The following is a 14,491-nucleotide window of genomic DNA, read 5'->3' as shown; positions in this document are numbered from 1 at the left end:
TCTCTTGCCTGACTCACCCCTCAGGATTTGTCGTGGTCCAGCTCCTCGCCCGGCAGGATCTCCTTACCGTCGAAGTAGTCACGGGCCAGCTTGAAGACCACCGGCGACAGCAGCGCCAGGGCAATCAGGTTGGGGATGGCCATCATGGCGTTGAAGACACTCGCCAGTACCCAGACAAGATTCAGGTTGGCCATGGCCCCGAGCGGGATCGCCAGGATGAACAGCACCCGGTAGAGCGTGATCGAGCGAGTACCGAACAGGAACTGGAAACACTTCTCGCCGTAGAAGGACCACCCCAGGATGGTGGTAAAGGCAAAAACCGCCAGGGCGAAGGTCACCACGTACTCGCCTACGCCCGGCAGCGCCAGGTCGAAGGAAACCGCAGTCAAGCGCGCACCGGTCTCACCTCCACTCCACTCGACGCTGGTAAGAATGACCAGCGCAGTGATCGAGCAGACGATGACGGTGTCGATGAAGGTGCCCAGCATGGCGATCAAGCCCTGACGGATCGGGTTCTTGGTCTGCGCCGCGGCGTGGGCGATGGGCGCACTGCCCAGCCCGGCCTCATTGGAAAAGATGCCGCGCGCTACGCCGAACTGAATCGCCATGGCCACCCCCGCGCCGGCGAAGCCGCCTGCGGCAGCAATGGGATTGAAGGCGTGATAGAAGATCATGCCGAACGCTTCACCGATCTGGTCGGCGTTGAGAATCAGCACCAATATCCCCGCCAGCACGTAGGCGATCCCCATGATCGGCACCAGCTTGCCCGCGACCTTGGCGATACGCTTGATGCCGCCGAGGATCACGGCGCCGGCCAGCACCATCAGGATCAGGCCCGTCAGCCAGTGAGGCATGCCCAGTGACTCACTCAAGCCTTCAGCTACCGAGTTGGACTGCACGGTGTTGCCGATACCGAAGGCCGCCACCGCGCCGAAGAAGGCGAAGGCGCCGCCGAGCCACAGCCACTTCTTGCCGAGACCGTTCTTGATGTAGAACATCGGACCACCGACGTGGTAGCCGGTGCTGTCCGTTTCCCGGTAGCGTACCGCCAGCACCGCCTCGGCAAACTTCGTCGCCATGCCCACCAGCGCCGTGATCCACATCCAGAACACCGCCCCCGGGCCACCCAGGAAGATGGCGGTCGCCACACCGGCGATGTTGCCGGTGCCGATGGTGGCCGACAGCGCCGTCATCAGGGCATTGAAGGGTGAGATCTCCCCCTCTTCCTCCTCGGTCTTCTTCTCCCCAGGCGCCCGCTTGCGATCACGCCCCTGCCACATCAGCTTGAAGCCTAGGCCGAGCTTGCGAATCGGCATCAGCTTCAGGCCGGCCTGCAAATAGATACCGACACCCAGCAGAAGGACCAGCATGGGAACACCCCATACGATGCCTTCCACCGAGCTCAAGAATGTCATTAGTGCTTCCACGAGAATCTCCCCAATTAACGCTTGTTGTTGTGACCCGCATGCATTCCGGCGCTCTCCCGACCTTCAGGAAGAGGAAATGACAGGGTTGGGCCAGGCTTCGACGAAAAATCGACAGGACGAACGCCTTCACAATAGCGGATCATGCCGATGCTGCACCAGCCCGGCGGCCCGAGGACTTCCCCTTTGCCCGTCGTCGGCCAGCGCCCGGTCGCCACGCACCAGGTTTCCGATCGGAAACGCGAAGAGCCTACTGTCGACTCTGCCGCGAGGCAAGGGTGCGTCGATCACTGGACGAACCCGACTCGGCCGACCACCCTGTGAGCGGGTCGAGGCGCGGATGTCCGCACGCTTCATCCCCAGGGGGACTCGCCAAATGCCGCCAATGGCGTTAGCATTCGCGGATCCGAAAACCTTTTTCGTATAGGAAATCATGATGAGCTCTATCCCCGCCAACCTGCGCTATGCCGAAAGCCATGAATGGGTCCTGGACAACGGCGATGGCAGCGTGACCATCGGCATCACCGACCATGCCCAGGAGGCGCTGGGCGACGTGGTCTTCGTCGAGCTGCCCGAGGTCGGCACGACCCTCGCCGTCGGCGACGAGTTCGGCGTCATCGAGTCGGTCAAGGCCGCCTCCGACCTCTACGCGCCGATCGCCGGCGAGATCATCGCCGTCAACGAGGCCCTGGAAGATGCCCCGGAGACCGTCAACGAGGCGCCCTACGCCGACGGCTGGATCATGAAGGTCCGCCTCGACGACGCCGCCGCGCTCGACGCGCTGATGGATGCCGACGCCTACCAGGCCGTGGCCGCCGAGGACTGAGCCTCGCCCCGGCGCCCTTTGCCTGCGGGCAGAGCGTGCCACCCCCGGTCCCGTGCGAGCGGGGCCGGCCTCTCACCGATTCCCGGGGCGCCGCCCCACCACGCCAACAGGGTGTTCCATGGCTTTCGACAACCGCCGTCTGGCCGATCTGGCCGCTCACGATGCCTTCCTCCAGCGCCATAACGGCCCCACCGCCGACGACGTGTCGGGCATGCTCGACGCCCTGGGGAGGGCGAGCCTTCCCGCGCTGATGGAAGCCACCGTGCCCGCCGACATTCGCCTGGGCCGTGAGCTGGACCTGGACCCGCCGAAGGGCGAGGCCGAGGCCCTGGACTACCTGCAGCGTCTGGCGCGCCAGAATCGCGTGGCCAAGAGCTATATCGGCCAGGGCTACTACGACACCCACCTGCCGACGGTGATCCAGCGCAACGTGCTGGAGAACCCGGGCTGGTACACCGCCTATACGCCCTACCAGCCGGAGATCTCCCAGGGGCGCCTCGAGGGCCTGCTCAACTTCCAGCAGATGGTGATGGACCTCACCGGCATGGGGCTCGCCAACGCCTCGCTGCTCGACGAGGCGACCGCCGCCGCCGAGGCCATGGCGCTGTGCAAGCGGGCCAACAAGAAGGCCAAGAGCGACACCTTCTTCGTCGCCGATGACGTCTTCCCGCAGACCCTGGACGTGGTGCGCACCCGCGCGGCCTGGTTCGGCTTCGAGCTGGTGGTCGCGCCGGCCGAGGCGCTGGCCGAGCACCACGTCTTCGGCGCCCTGCTGCAGTACCCCGGCGACGGCGGCCGGGTCCGCGACCTGGCGCCGCTGATCGAGACCGCCCGCGAGCGCGGCGTGATGACCTGCGTGGTCGCCGACATCATGGGCCTGGTGCTGCTCAAGGAGCCGGGCGCCCTGGGCGCCGACATGGTGGTGGGCAGCTCCCAGCGCTTCGGCGTGCCGATGGGCTTCGGCGGCCCCCACGCCGCCTTCTTCGCCACCACCGACAAGCTCAAGCGCGCGATCCCGGGGCGCATCATCGGCGTCTCCCAGGACAGCCGCGGTAACACGGCGCTGCGCATGGCTATGCAGACCCGCGAGCAGCACATCCGCCGCGAGAAGGCGACCTCCAACATCTGCACCGCCCAGGCGCTGCTGGCCAACCTCGCCGGCTTCTACGCCGTCTACCACGGCGCCGAGGGCCTGCGCACCATCGCCTCGCGCATCCACCGCCTGACCACCATCCTGGCGACGGGCCTGGCGGAAAAGGGCGTGACCCTGGCCCACGACAGCTGGTTCGACACCCTGCGCCTGAGCGGCGTGGATGCCGGCCGCATCCACGGCCGCGCCATGGCCCACGACGTCAACCTGCGCTACTTCGCCAATGGCGACGTCGGCCTGAGCCTCGACGAGACCACCACCGCCCACGACCTGGACGTGCTGTTCGACGTGCTGCTCGACGAGGAGCATGGGCTGGGCGTGCGTGAGCTCGACGACCGGGTGCTGGCCGAGGGGCTCACGGGCATCCCGGCCGGCTGCGCGCGCGAGTCCGACTTCCTGAGCCACCCGACCTTCCAGCGCTACCGCAGCGAGACCGAGATGCTGCGCTACCTCAAGCGCCTGGAGAACAAGGACCTGTCGCTGGCGCACGCCATGATCCCGCTGGGCTCGTGCACCATGAAGCTCAACGCCACCAGCGAGATGATCCCCATCACCTGGCCGGAGTTCGCCCGCATCCACCCCTTCGCGCCCCGCGACCAGGTGGCCGGCTACCGCCAGATGATCGATGAGCTGGCCGCCTTCCTGGTGGAGGTGACCGGCTACGACCACATCTCCATGCAGCCCAACTCCGGCGCCCAGGGCGAGTACGCCGGCCTGATCGCCATCCGCCGCTACCAGGCAGCCCAGGGCGAGGGACACCGCGACGTCTGCCTGATCCCGAGCTCCGCCCACGGCACCAACCCCGCCTCCGCCGCCATGGCGAGCATGAAGGTGGTGGTCGTGGAGTGCGACGCGGACGGCAACATCGACATCGCCGACCTGCGCGCCAAGGCCGAGCAGCACCGCGACGCCCTCTCGGCGATCATGATCACCTACCCCTCGACCCACGGGGTGTTCGAGACCAACGTCCGCGAGGTGTGCGAGGTCGTGCATGGTCACGGCGGCCAGGTGTACATCGACGGCGCCAACATGAACGCCCAGGTGGGCCTGACCCGCCCCGGCGACTTCGGCGGCGACGTCAGCCACCTCAACCTGCACAAGACGTTCTGCATCCCCCACGGCGGCGGCGGCCCAGGCATGGGCCCAATCGGCGTCAAGGCGCACCTGGCGCCCTACGTCGCCAACCACGCGGTGACCCCGATCGCGGGCGTCGAGGCGGGCTGCGGCGCGGTCTCGGCAGCGCCCTTCGGCTCGGCCTCGATCCTGCCGATCTCCTGGGCCTACATCAAGATGATGGGCGCGCGCGGCCTGCGCGAGGCCACCGAACTCGCCATCCTCAACGCCAACTACATCGCCACGCGCCTCGGCGAGCACTACCCAGTGCTCTACAAGGGCGAGAACGGCAGCGTGGCCCACGAGTGCATCATCGACATCCGCCCGCTCAAGGCCGACTCCGGCATCAGCGAGGAGGACATCGCCAAGCGCCTGATGGACTACGGCTTCCACGCGCCGACCATGTCCTTCCCGGTGCCCGGCACGCTGATGATCGAGCCCACCGAGTCGGAGTCGCGCTACGAGATCGACCGCTTCTGCGACGCCATGATCGCGATCCGCGAGGAGATCGGCGCGGTGCAGCGCGGCGACTGGCCGGCGGAGAACAACCCGCTGGTCAATGCCCCGCACACCCAGGCCGACCTGATGGACGCGCACTGGGAGCGCCCCTACTCGCGCGAACTCGGCGCCTTCCCCTCGGAGGCCGTCAAGGCGGCCAAGTACTGGCCGGCGGTCAACCGGGTCGACAACGTCTTCGGCGACCGGCAGCTGATCTGCTCCTGCCCGAGCATCGACGAATACCGTGATTGAAAGACGTGATTGAAGGACGCGGCTGGACCGTCGCGGTGGCGCCTCACCGGCGCCGCCTGATCGTCAACGCCTGATCTCCAATACAAAGGGCCCCGCTTCGGCGGGGCCCTGTTGCGTCATGGCCTCGATCATCTCATCTCTGGTCAAAGCACTCTGGCGTCGTGTCAGCTCTCGATCACCTCGCCATAGCCGAGGCGCTCGTGGCGGCGCTGCTCGCGGTAGCCCTCTAGCAGGCGCACGTAGCGCCGCGGCATGTGCGCACCGGCGCGACTCACCACGTAGAGGAACTCGTGGGACGCCTGCGCCAGGGAGAGCGCCTTGACCTGGCGCTGCCAGGGCGAGGTCTCCAGCACCACCCGCGAGACCACGGCGAAGCCGAGCCCCCGAGCCACCGCATCCAGCACCATCCCCACCTCGTTGGTGAAGCCCTGGCGCGGGAAGTGACTCATCGAGCGGAAATCGGGGAAATTGGCGCGCAACAGCGCCCCGGCATGGTCGTCGCCGCCCGGATAGCCGATCACCCCGAGCGCCATCAGATCGCCCAGCCCGCTGCCGGCGAAATCCGCCGGCACCACCAGGCAGAGCGGCTCCTGGTGCCAGGGCTCGCAGTCGAGCTCCGGATGGCGCACCGGCTCGGTGACGATGCCGAGGTCGTGGCGGCCGGAGAGCACGCCGGCGACGATCTCGTCGTTGAAGGCGAAGCTATAGCTGACCGTGAGACCCGGCTGCATCTGCTGCTGGCCGAGGATGAACGGATAGAGCATCAGCCCGACGCTGCCCGGCGAGGCGAGGCGGCACTCGCCGCTGTCCAGGCTGTCGTTGTCCAGGGAGTGGCGGAACTGCTCATGCTCGGCGAACAGCTTGAGCGCGTAGTCGTAGGCGCGCCGACCAGCCTCGGTGAGCACGAAGCGACGCCCCTGGCGATCGAGCAGCGACTTGCCGAGATACTGCTCGAGCTTGCGGACGTGCTGGCTGACGCCGGGTTGCGTCATCTCGAGACGCCGGGCGGTACGCGTGAAGCTGCCGGTCTCGACCAGCGTGATGAAGGTGCGAAAATAGCGGGCATTGAACATGGGATGTCACGTCGAGGACGGTGGCCGGGCAGCGGTGATTCTACCAGCTCGCCGCCGGGACCGCAGCGCTGCCCGCCCGATGGCCGCCGTGGTAGCATCGAGGGACGACCAATCCGGCCATGACGACAGGGAACGCCACGGATGCCCGACACCATTTCCACCACCATCTCACCGGAAGGCAGCCTCGAGATCCTCTCCCAGCAGGAGGTCGAACGGCTGCACGATACGTCCCGCAGCGGGCTGCACGACCTGCTGCGCAACTGTTCGCTGGCGGTGCTCAACTGCGGCAACCTCACCGATGACGGCCTGGCCCTGCTCGAGACCTACCGAGACTTCGATATCGAGGTGCTGCAGCAGGACCGTGGCGTACGCCTGAAGATCACCAACGCCCCCGCCGAGGCCTTTGTCGACGGTAAGATGATCCGCGGCATCCGCGAGCACCTCTCGGCGGTGCTGCGCGACATCGTCTACGTCTACAATGAGATCCAGACCCGCCATCGCTTCGACCTGCAGACCGCCGAGGGCACCACCAATGCGGTGTTCCACATCCTGAGAAAGGCCGGCACCCTCAAGCCGGGCCGGGATCCGAGCCTGGTGGTCTGCTGGGGCGGCCACTCGATCTCCCGCGAGGAGTACGACTACACCAAGTCGGTAGGCTACCACCTGGGGCTTCGCGAGCTGGACATCTGCACCGGCTGCGGGCCGGGCGCCATGAAGGGGCCCATGAAGGGCGCCAACGTGGCCCACGCCAAGCAGCGGCGCAGTCAGGGCCGCTACCTGGGGGTCTCGGAGCCGGGCATCATCGCCGCCGAGGCGCCCAATCCCATTGTCAACGAGTTGGTGGTGATGCCCGACATCGAGAAGCGCCTGGAGGCCTTCGTGCGTCTGGGCCACGGCATCCTGGTCTTCCCCGGCGGCGTGGGCACCGCCGAGGAGATCCTCTACCTGCTGGGAATCCTGCTCCACCCGGACAACACCGACATGGAGCTGCCGGTCATCCTCACCGGCCCGGCGAGCGCCGCCGACTACTTCAAGCGCATCGACGAGTTCCTGGTCTACACCCTGGGCGAGGAGGTGCGCCGGCACTACCGCATCATCGTCGACGACCCCGTCGAGGTGGCCCGGGCCATGCGCGTCGACATCGACCGGGTCGCCGAGTATCGCCGCAGCCGCCAGGACGCCTTCTACTACAACTGGCGCCTGACCGTGGCGCGCAACTTCCAGGAAACCTTCGAACCCACCCACGAGGCCATGGCGAGCCTGGCGCTCCACCGGGAGCAGCCGGTGCACGAGCTCGCCGCCAACCTGCGCCGCGCCTTCTCGGGCATCGTCGCCGGCAACGTCAAGGAGCTGGGTCTGCGCGCCATCGAGGCCCACGGCCCCTTCCGGCTGCACGCCGAGCCGGAGCTGATGGCGCGCCTGGACGAACTGCTCTCCTCCTTCGTCGATCAGGGACGCATGAAGCTCGCCGGCGACTACGTGCCCTGCTATACGCTGGGGTAGCGCCGAGCGCCGAGCGCCGAGCGCCGAGCGCCGAGCGCCGAGCGCCGAGCGCCGAGCGCCGAGCGCCGAGCGCCGAGCAGGATGATGTCACTGCCAAGGGTGACGTCAACATCGAGCCCCCTCCGGATTGACGCCGGCGGGGGCTCTCGTTATCGGCTCGGGAAGCGCTGCACGTGACCTGCTGGCTGGGCGCTGTTCGCTAGGGGCTCACCGGCCGCCACCACAGCCAGACCGCATGCAGCAGCAGGCCCAGCGTGGCGCCGTGGGAGGCGATGAGCTCCCAGCCGAAGAAGTCGCTGGTCAGGGCGTGCCAGGCCATCATGCCGACCGCCCCCGCCCCCAGGCAGAGTACCAGCCGCCGCACCAGCCCCGGCAGGCGCTGGCGTGCCTCATCTCCGAGCATCCGCCACTGCACGAGGGTCGCGAGGGCGACCACGGCGAGCGCCATCAGCATCAGCGACTGGCGCGTCTCGAGACCGGCGGCCAGATAACGCGGTAGGGTCGCCAGCATGAGCACGCCAAGCCCCAGCAGCAGGCTGACGCGCTCCGCGCTGGGTGCGGCGCCCATCTCAGGCCACCTTCAGCTGCTGGGCGTCGATCCACTCCTCGACCCAGGGCAGCGCGGCGTCGTCGGCCATGAAGGTCTCCATGGCATCGACTTCGAGGCGCTCACCGAGCCGCTGGGCGCCCTGCCCCTCGAGCAGTTCGTCGAGATAGCGCCCGGCGCCACAGAAGGTCTCGCCGTAGGAGCTGTCGCCCAGGGCGATCAGGCCGTAGCGCAGGGTGCCAAGGCCGGGACTCTGCTCCTCGAGGGCACGGGCGAACGGCACGATATTGCCGGGCAGATCGCCGCTGCCGGTAGTGGAGACGCAGAACAGCGCCAGGTCGGTGGGTGACCCGATGAGGTCGTCCAGGGTCGGCTGGTCGAAGATGGCCACCTCGTAACCGGCCTCCTCGAAGAGCGGCTTGACCTGTTCGGCGACGTCCAAGGCGCCGCCATACATGGTGCCTACGATGATCTTGAGCATGGGCATGTCATGGATTTACCTGAGAATTTCACTCGGATATTAACATGGGGGTGCGGCATGGGGCCACGCCGGGATGACTGCCCTGGATGGGGAGTCCGAGTATAATGGTCGGGCATTCACCATTCCTGCAGGGAGACATCATGCGGCACGCCTTCGAGACCTGGATCACGCCGATCATGATCGGCGGCCTGATCCTCTTCATGTGCTTCATCATCTGGGACCTGGCCAAGAAGTCCCAGGCCGGACGCTTCGGCACCCTGATGCTGTTCGTGGTGCTGGGCGCCGGGATGCTGGGCTATGTGCTGAAGGTGGTGATCACCTGGGTGCTGGAAAACGGCGGCGGCGTGTAGCCCCCCCCCCTTCGAAGCGCCAAGCGGGCTCAATGCAAAGACGCCACTCCGCGGAGTGGCGTCTTGCATGGCGACCGACCATTATCGCGGAGATCCGGGGCGCTCAGTGCACCTCGCCCTCATACCCTTCGACCTGGCTCTTGAGCTTCTGACCGGGCCGGAAGGTCACCACGCGCCGGGCGGAGATGGGAATCTCCTCGCCGGTCTTCGGATTGCGACCGGGACGCTCGCGCTTGTCGCGCAGGTCGAAATTGCCGAACCCCGACAGCTTGACCTGCTCGTTTTCGCGCAGACAGCCACGAATCTCCTCGAAGAAGGCCTCCACCATGGACTTGGCCTCGCGCTTGGACAGGCCAAGCTCGGCGTGCAGATGTTCGGCCAGTTCCGCCTTGGTCAACGCACCCATGTTGTCGTCCTCGTGGCGCTGGTCCTGCCGATCGCCGACGCACGCCTCGCTCGAGTGCGTCGCCTTGTCACGCGACGCGATCATGAACGCAGCTCGGCGCCCAGGTGCTGGTGCGATTCCGCGACGATGGCATCAACCAACTGATTGATTTCCTCGTCATTAAGCGTGCGCGATGGATGCTGCCAGGTCAAGCCCAGGGCCACGCTCTTGCGCCCCTCCGGCACGCCCTTGCCCTGATAGACATCGAACAGGTGTGAGTCCACCAGCCATTCGCCCGCCTGGCCGCGAATGGTATCCAGCAGCGACTGCACCGGCAGCTCGGCGTCGACCAGGAAGGCCAGGTCGCGACGCACCTCGGGATGGCGCGACAGCGGTGTGAAGGCCGGTACCCGGCCCTGGGTGAGCGCATCGAGGCGCACCTCGAAGAGCAGCGCATCGACCTTGAGGCCCAGCTTGGCGCGTACCGCCGGGTGCAAGGTCCCGATCCAGCCGGCCTCCTCGCCGCGGTGCAGGATGCGCGCGCACTGCCCCGGATGCAGGGCCGGATGCTCGCCCGGCTCGAAGCGCCAGGCCTCAGGTTCACCCAGAGCCAGCAGGCTTTCCAGGTCGCCCTTGAGATCGAAGAAGTCGACCGCCGCCTTGTCGCCGGACCAACCCTCGGGCTCGCGGGGCCCGCAGACCAGTGCGCCGAGCATCGGCAGCTGGTGCAGGTGGTCGAGCTCGCCGCGGAACACCAGGCCGGTCTCGAACAGCCGCACCCGGCTCTGCTGACGGTTCAGGTTATGTTGCAGGGCGCGCACCAGGCCCGGGAAGAGGCTCGCGCGCATCACCGACAGGTCGCTGGAGATGGGGTTGGCGAGCGCCGGCGAGACGGCCTCGGGATGCAGCACCTGCTGCAGCTCCGGAGCGACGAAGCTGTAGGTGACCGCCTCCTGGTAACCACGGGCGACCATCTGGCGACGCAGCAGGCCCAGCGGCGTGTGGGCCTCGTTGGCCGGGCGCAGCGCCAGGCGCAGCTGGGGACGACGCACCGGCAGGCGGTTGTAGCCGTGGATGCGCGCCACCTCCTCGATGAGGTCCTCCTCGATGGCGATGTCGAACCGCCAGCTTGGCACGGTGACCGCCCAGCCCTCGCCGGTGGTCGTGACGCCGAGCCCCAGGCGCTCGAGGATCTCGGCGACCTCGTCGCCCGGCAGTGACTTGCCGAGCGCCTGCGCAAGGCGGGCCTCGCGCAGGTTCGTCTGGCAAGCGCCGGGCAGATGCGCCTCGCTTGCCACCTCGACCAGCGGCCCTGGCTCGCCGCCGGTGATCTCAAGCAGCAGCGCGGTGGCCCGCTCGGCAGCCTCGCGGGCGAGTGCCGGGTCGACGCCACGCTCGAAGCGATGGGAGGCATCGGTGTGCAAACCATAACGACGGCCCTGGCCGGCCACGGCCAGCGGCGAGAAGAAGGCCGACTCGAGGAAGATATCGCGAGTCTCGGCCGTCACGCCGGAGTGCTCGCCGCCCATGATGCCGGCGATGGCCAGCGGACCGCGCTCATCGGCGATCACAAGAGTCTCGCCCTCCAGGGTGATCTCCTGGCCGTCGAGCAGCACTAGGCGCTCGCCCTCGCGGGCCTGGCGCACGATCACGCTGCCGTGCAGGTTGGCGCGGTCGAAGGCGTGCAGCGGCTGGCCGAGCTCGAGCATCACGTAGTTGGTGACGTCCACCACCGGATCGATGGCACGGATGCCGCTGCGGCGCAGCCGCTCGACCATCCACAGTGGGGTCTCGGCATTGACGTCGACGCCCTTGATCAAGCGACCGAGGTAGCGTGGGCAGCGCTCGGCGTCCTCGACGCGCACCGGGAAGGTCTCATCGATGGTGGGTGCCACCGCGGCAAGCTCGGGCCCCTCGACCGCCAGGCGATTGAGCACCCCGACCTCGCGGGCCAGGCCCTTGACGCTCAGGCAGTCGCCGCGATTGGGGGTGAGGTCGACCTCGATGGTGTGGTCGTCCAGCCCCATGAAGCCACGGAAGTCCTCGCCCACCGGCGCATCCGCCGGCAGCTCGAGGATGCCCTCGGAGGTCTCCTCCGCGAGGCCGAGCTCGGAGGCGGAGCAGATCATGCCGCGAGACTCGACGCCGCGCAGTTTGGCCTTCTTGATCTTGAAATCGCCGGGCAGCATGGCACCGACCCGGGCGAAGGGCACGCGTTGCCCTTCGGCCACGTTGGGGGCGCCGCAGACCACCGGTACCCGCTCGCCGCTGCCGTCATCGACCTGGCAGACGTTGAGCTTGTCGGCGTCCGGGTGCGGTGCCTTGGCCACCACCTGAGCGACCACCACGTCGCTGAACATGGCGGCCACGGGCTCCACGGCATCGACCTCGAGGCCGGCCATGGTGATCTGATCGGCGAGCGCCTGGGTAGAAAGAGCCGGCGAGACCCAGTCGCGCAGCCACTGTTCGGAAAATTTCATGACAACTCCTGTGTTCTGCGTATCCGGTGGTTGATCAGGCGAACTGGCGCAGGAAGCGCAGGTCGTTGTCGAAGAACAGCCGCAGATCGTTGACGCCGTAGCGCAGCATGGCCAGACGCTCGGCGCCCATGCCGAAGGCGAAGCCGGTATAGCGCTCGGTATCGATGCCGGAGTGGCGGAACACTTCGGGGTGCACCATGCCGCAGCCCATCACCTCCAGCCAGCCGCTGTGCGAGCAGACCCGGCAGCCCTCGCCGCCGCACATCACGCACTCGATATCGACCTCGGCCGAGGGCTCCGTGAAGGGGAAATAGGAGGGACGGAAGCGCACCGAGAGATCGTCACGCTCGAAGAAGGCGTGCAGGAAATCCTGGATGGTGCCCTTGAGGTCGGCGAAGCTGACGTCCTCGTCGACCAGCAGGCCCTCGACCTGGTGGAACATCGGGGTGTGAGTCAGATCGGAGTCGCTGCGATAGACGCGGCCCGGGCAGACGATGCGGATCGGCGGCTCGGCCTCCTTCATGGTTCGCACCTGCACCGGCGAGGTGTGGGTGCGCAGCAGCCGGGTGGCATCGAAGTAGAAGGTATCGGCCATGCCACGCGCCGGATGATGGGCGGGAATATTGAGGGCCTCGAAGTTGTGGTAGTCGTCCTCGATCTCCGGACCGACCGCCACGTCGTAGCCGATACGCGTGAACATCGCCTCGATGCGCTCCAGGGTCAGAGTCACCGGGTGCAGGCCGCCGCTGGGCTGGCCCCGTCCCGGCAGGGTCACGTCCAGACGCTCGGCGGCCAGGCGAACCTCCAGCGCCGCCTTCTCCAGCACCTGGCGGCGCTCGTCGAGTTCCTGGCCCAGCGCCTGTTTGGCCTGGTTGATCCGCTCCCCGGCGGCCGGGCGCTCCTCTGCGGGCAGCTTGCCGAGCCCCTTGAGCAGGGCGGTGATCTCGCCCTTCTTGCCGAGATAGCGTACGCGCAGCTCGTCCAGCGCGGCCAGGCTCTCGGCGGCGTGGATGGCATCGCGGGCCTCGGCAACCAGAGTGGGAAGGTGGTCCATCCGTTGAGCTCCGAAGTCTTTCAAAGAAGTCTTTCAAAAAAACAGGGGAAGAGCGGCTGCTCTTCCCCTGCGACGATCACGGACCGGCGGCGCGACACGAGCCGCTCACCGGCCAGGCTCGACCCCTTACTGGGCAGCCTTGGCCTTCTCGACGATAGCGGCAAAGGCAGCCTTCTCGTGAACGGCCAGATCGGCCAGCACCTTGCGGTCGATCTCGATACCGGCCTTCTTCAGGCCGCCGACGAAGCGGCTGTAGGACAGGCCGTGCTGGCGGGCACCGGCGTTGATACGCTGAATCCACAGGGCACGAAACTGACGCTTGCGCTGGCGACGGTCGCGGTAGGCATACTGGCCGGCCTTGATGACGGCCTGCTTGGCGACACGGAAGACGCGCGAACGGGCACCGTAGTAGCCCTTGGCCTGCTTGAGAATCTTCTTGTGACGACGACGTGCGACGACACCACGCTTGACGCGAGTCATGGCTTTCTCCTGACGTTAGAGGGGTTCACCCGGGAAGTTACAGAGTCGGCAGCATCCGCTGGATGAGCGGCTTGTCGGCGGCGTGGATCTGCTTCATCCCACGCAGCTGGCGCTTCCGCTTGGTGGACTTCTTGGTCAGGATGTGGCTACGGAATGACTGCTTGTGCTTGAAGCCGTTAGCCGTCTTCTTGAAGCGCTTGGCAGCGCCGCTGTTGCTCTTGATCTTCGGCATGAGAAAAACTCCGCTCGAGGTTTTTTCAGAAAATTCGGGGCCACCGCAAGGCAAGGATGCCTTCCGGCCGTTGGACGGGCCGTCGAATCACTTCTTCTTGGGGGCAATGATCATGATCATCTGGCGCCCTTCCATCTTCGGGAAGGACTCCACGGTACCCAGATCCTCGAGGTCGTTGGCGATCCGCTCCATCAGCTTGCGGCCGATGTCCTGGTGCGCCATTTCACGACCGCGAAAACGCAGGGTGACCTTGCCCTTGTCGCCACCTTCGAGGAATCGAATCAGGTTCTTCATCTTGACCTGATAGTCACCCTCGTCGGTGCCAGGCCGGAATTTCACTTCCTTGACCTGGATCTGCTTCGTCTTCTTCTTCTGAGCAGACTTCTGCTTCTTCTGCTCGAAGACGAACTTGCCGTAATCCATGATCTTGCAGACGATGGGATCGGCGTTGGAAATCTGTACGAGATCCATTCCGGCCGCTTCGGCTCGCTCCAGCGCCTCGCTGGTGGGCACGACGCCCAGCTGTTCGCCGTCGCTGTCGATCAGGCGAACCTGATCCTCGGTAATGCGCTCGTTCATCGGGGGGCGTTTATCCTGAACGCGCCCTCTTGGGTTGCTTCTCTTGATGGTTCCGTCTCCACTA

The 14,491-nt window shown here is 66.7% G+C and carries 14 protein-coding genes; 4 read left to right on the top strand and 10 right to left on the bottom strand.

Annotation, left to right across the window (positions count from 1 at the left end; translation table 11 throughout):
- Nucleotides 1-20: 20 nt before the first annotated feature.
- A complete protein-coding gene (locus FEI13_RS01500) occupies nucleotides 21-1,415 on the bottom strand; it encodes an alanine/glycine:cation symporter family protein (protein ID WP_420841547.1) in 1,395 nt (464 codons plus the stop codon).
- Nucleotides 1,416-1,860: 445 nt separating this feature from the next.
- On the opposite strand from FEI13_RS01500, the gene gcvH reads away from it, so the two are divergent.
- Nucleotides 1,861-2,250, top strand: coding sequence for a glycine cleavage system protein GcvH (gcvH, locus tag FEI13_RS01495; protein ID WP_138178899.1), 390 nt, complete (start codon nucleotides 1,861-1,863; stop codon nucleotides 2,248-2,250).
- A 118-nt stretch (nucleotides 2,251-2,368) separates the two neighbouring features.
- The gene (gcvP, locus tag FEI13_RS01490) at nucleotides 2,369-5,263 is read left to right on the top strand and encodes an aminomethyl-transferring glycine dehydrogenase (RefSeq protein ID WP_138178898.1); all 2,895 of its coding nucleotides are present in this window, start codon (nucleotides 2,369-2,371) and stop codon (nucleotides 5,261-5,263) included.
- A gap of 164 nt (nucleotides 5,264-5,427) precedes the next feature.
- Here gcvP and FEI13_RS01485 read toward each other — a convergent pair whose 3' ends face one another.
- Nucleotides 5,428-6,336, bottom strand: a complete 909-nt coding sequence (locus FEI13_RS01485; RefSeq protein ID WP_138178897.1) for a LysR family transcriptional regulator — start codon at nucleotides 6,334-6,336, stop codon at nucleotides 5,428-5,430.
- Nucleotides 6,337-6,477: 141 nt separating this feature from the next.
- Here FEI13_RS01485 and ppnN point away from each other — a divergent pair, with 141 nt between their 5' ends.
- A complete protein-coding gene (gene ppnN, locus FEI13_RS01480) occupies nucleotides 6,478-7,839 on the top strand; it encodes a nucleotide 5'-monophosphate nucleosidase PpnN (RefSeq protein WP_138178896.1) in 1,362 nt (453 codons plus the stop codon).
- 199 nt (nucleotides 7,840-8,038) lie between these two features.
- On the opposite strand, the gene FEI13_RS01475 is transcribed toward ppnN, so the two are convergent.
- Both FEI13_RS01475 and FEI13_RS01470 read right to left on the bottom strand, forming a co-directional pair.
- Nucleotides 8,039-8,407, bottom strand: coding sequence for a hypothetical protein (locus FEI13_RS01475; RefSeq protein ID WP_138178895.1), 369 nt, complete (start codon nucleotides 8,405-8,407; stop codon nucleotides 8,039-8,041).
- Between the two features lies 1 nt (nucleotide 8,408).
- On the bottom strand, nucleotides 8,409-8,873 hold the full coding sequence (locus FEI13_RS01470) for a flavodoxin (protein ID WP_138178894.1): 465 nt from the start codon (nucleotides 8,871-8,873) through the stop codon (nucleotides 8,409-8,411).
- A 134-nt stretch (nucleotides 8,874-9,007) separates the two neighbouring features.
- Here FEI13_RS01470 and FEI13_RS01465 point away from each other — a divergent pair, with 134 nt between their 5' ends.
- Nucleotides 9,008-9,217 carry a DUF2788 domain-containing protein gene (locus tag FEI13_RS01465; protein ID WP_138178893.1) on the top strand — a complete coding sequence of 70 codons (210 nt, stop codon included), beginning with the start codon at nucleotides 9,008-9,010 and terminating at the stop codon, nucleotides 9,215-9,217.
- Between the two features lie 103 nt (nucleotides 9,218-9,320).
- Here the strand turns inward: FEI13_RS01465 and ihfA are convergent, their stop codons facing one another.
- From ihfA to infC, 6 genes are all read right to left on the bottom strand, one after another.
- Nucleotides 9,321-9,623 carry an integration host factor subunit alpha gene (ihfA, locus tag FEI13_RS01460; RefSeq protein ID WP_108446744.1) on the bottom strand — a complete coding sequence of 101 codons (303 nt, stop codon included), beginning with the start codon at nucleotides 9,621-9,623 and terminating at the stop codon, nucleotides 9,321-9,323.
- Nucleotides 9,624-9,703: 80 nt separating this feature from the next.
- Nucleotides 9,704-12,082: a phenylalanine--tRNA ligase subunit beta gene (gene pheT / locus FEI13_RS01455; RefSeq protein ID WP_138178892.1), complete on the bottom strand. Its 2,379-nt coding sequence runs from the start codon at nucleotides 12,080-12,082 to the stop codon at nucleotides 9,704-9,706.
- Between the two features lie 34 nt (nucleotides 12,083-12,116).
- Nucleotides 12,117-13,136, bottom strand: a complete 1,020-nt coding sequence (gene pheS, locus FEI13_RS01450; protein WP_138178891.1) for a phenylalanine--tRNA ligase subunit alpha — start codon at nucleotides 13,134-13,136, stop codon at nucleotides 12,117-12,119.
- Nucleotides 13,137-13,262: 126 nt separating this feature from the next.
- Entirely contained in the window at nucleotides 13,263-13,616 is a 354-nt protein-coding gene (gene rplT / locus FEI13_RS01445) for a 50S ribosomal protein L20 (RefSeq protein WP_021817421.1), read from the bottom strand.
- Nucleotides 13,617-13,653: 37 nt separating this feature from the next.
- Nucleotides 13,654-13,848 (bottom strand): 50S ribosomal protein L35, encoded by a 195-nt coding sequence (rpmI, locus tag FEI13_RS01440; protein WP_089848836.1) that lies wholly within the window; start codon nucleotides 13,846-13,848, stop codon nucleotides 13,654-13,656.
- Between the two features lie 87 nt (nucleotides 13,849-13,935).
- Nucleotides 13,936-14,475 (bottom strand): translation initiation factor IF-3, encoded by a 540-nt coding sequence (gene infC, locus FEI13_RS01435; RefSeq protein ID WP_275668703.1) that lies wholly within the window; start codon nucleotides 14,473-14,475, stop codon nucleotides 13,936-13,938.
- Nucleotides 14,476-14,491: the final 16 nt, after the last annotated feature.

It is taken from the genome of Halomonas urmiana, from assembly GCF_005780185.1.
In the GTDB taxonomy this organism is placed as follows: Bacteria; Pseudomonadota; Gammaproteobacteria; order Pseudomonadales; family Halomonadaceae; genus Halomonas; species Halomonas urmiana.
Note: the sequence above shows the minus strand (reverse complement) of the source record. Positions and strands in the feature narration are given on the sequence as shown.

Bases quoted from the DNA above. Each gene is read 5' to 3' on its own strand.
- FEI13_RS01500 (WP_420841547.1), bottom strand. From the start codon at position 1,415: ATGACATTCTTGAGCTCGGTGGAAGGCATCGTATGGGGTGTTCCCATG.
- gcvH (WP_138178899.1), top strand. From the start codon at position 1,861: ATGAGCTCTATCCCCGCCAACCTGCGCTATGCCGAAAGCCATGAATGG.
- gcvP (WP_138178898.1), top strand. From the start codon at position 2,369: ATGGCTTTCGACAACCGCCGTCTGGCCGATCTGGCCGCTCACGATGCC.
- FEI13_RS01485 (WP_138178897.1), bottom strand. From the start codon at position 6,336: ATGTTCAATGCCCGCTATTTTCGCACCTTCATCACGCTGGTCGAGACC.
- ppnN (WP_138178896.1), top strand. From the start codon at position 6,478: ATGCCCGACACCATTTCCACCACCATCTCACCGGAAGGCAGCCTCGAG.
- FEI13_RS01475 (WP_138178895.1), bottom strand. From the start codon at position 8,407: ATGGGCGCCGCACCCAGCGCGGAGCGCGTCAGCCTGCTGCTGGGGCTT.
- FEI13_RS01470 (WP_138178894.1), bottom strand. From the start codon at position 8,873: ATGCCCATGCTCAAGATCATCGTAGGCACCATGTATGGCGGCGCCTTG.
- FEI13_RS01465 (WP_138178893.1), top strand. From the start codon at position 9,008: ATGCGGCACGCCTTCGAGACCTGGATCACGCCGATCATGATCGGCGGC.
- ihfA (WP_108446744.1), bottom strand. From the start codon at position 9,623: ATGGGTGCGTTGACCAAGGCGGAACTGGCCGAACATCTGCACGCCGAG.
- pheT (WP_138178892.1), bottom strand. From the start codon at position 12,082: ATGAAATTTTCCGAACAGTGGCTGCGCGACTGGGTCTCGCCGGCTCTT.
- pheS (WP_138178891.1), bottom strand. From the start codon at position 13,136: ATGGACCACCTTCCCACTCTGGTTGCCGAGGCCCGCGATGCCATCCAC.
- rplT (WP_021817421.1), bottom strand. From the start codon at position 13,616: ATGACTCGCGTCAAGCGTGGTGTCGTCGCACGTCGTCGTCACAAGAAG.
- rpmI (WP_089848836.1), bottom strand. From the start codon at position 13,848: ATGCCGAAGATCAAGAGCAACAGCGGCGCTGCCAAGCGCTTCAAGAAG.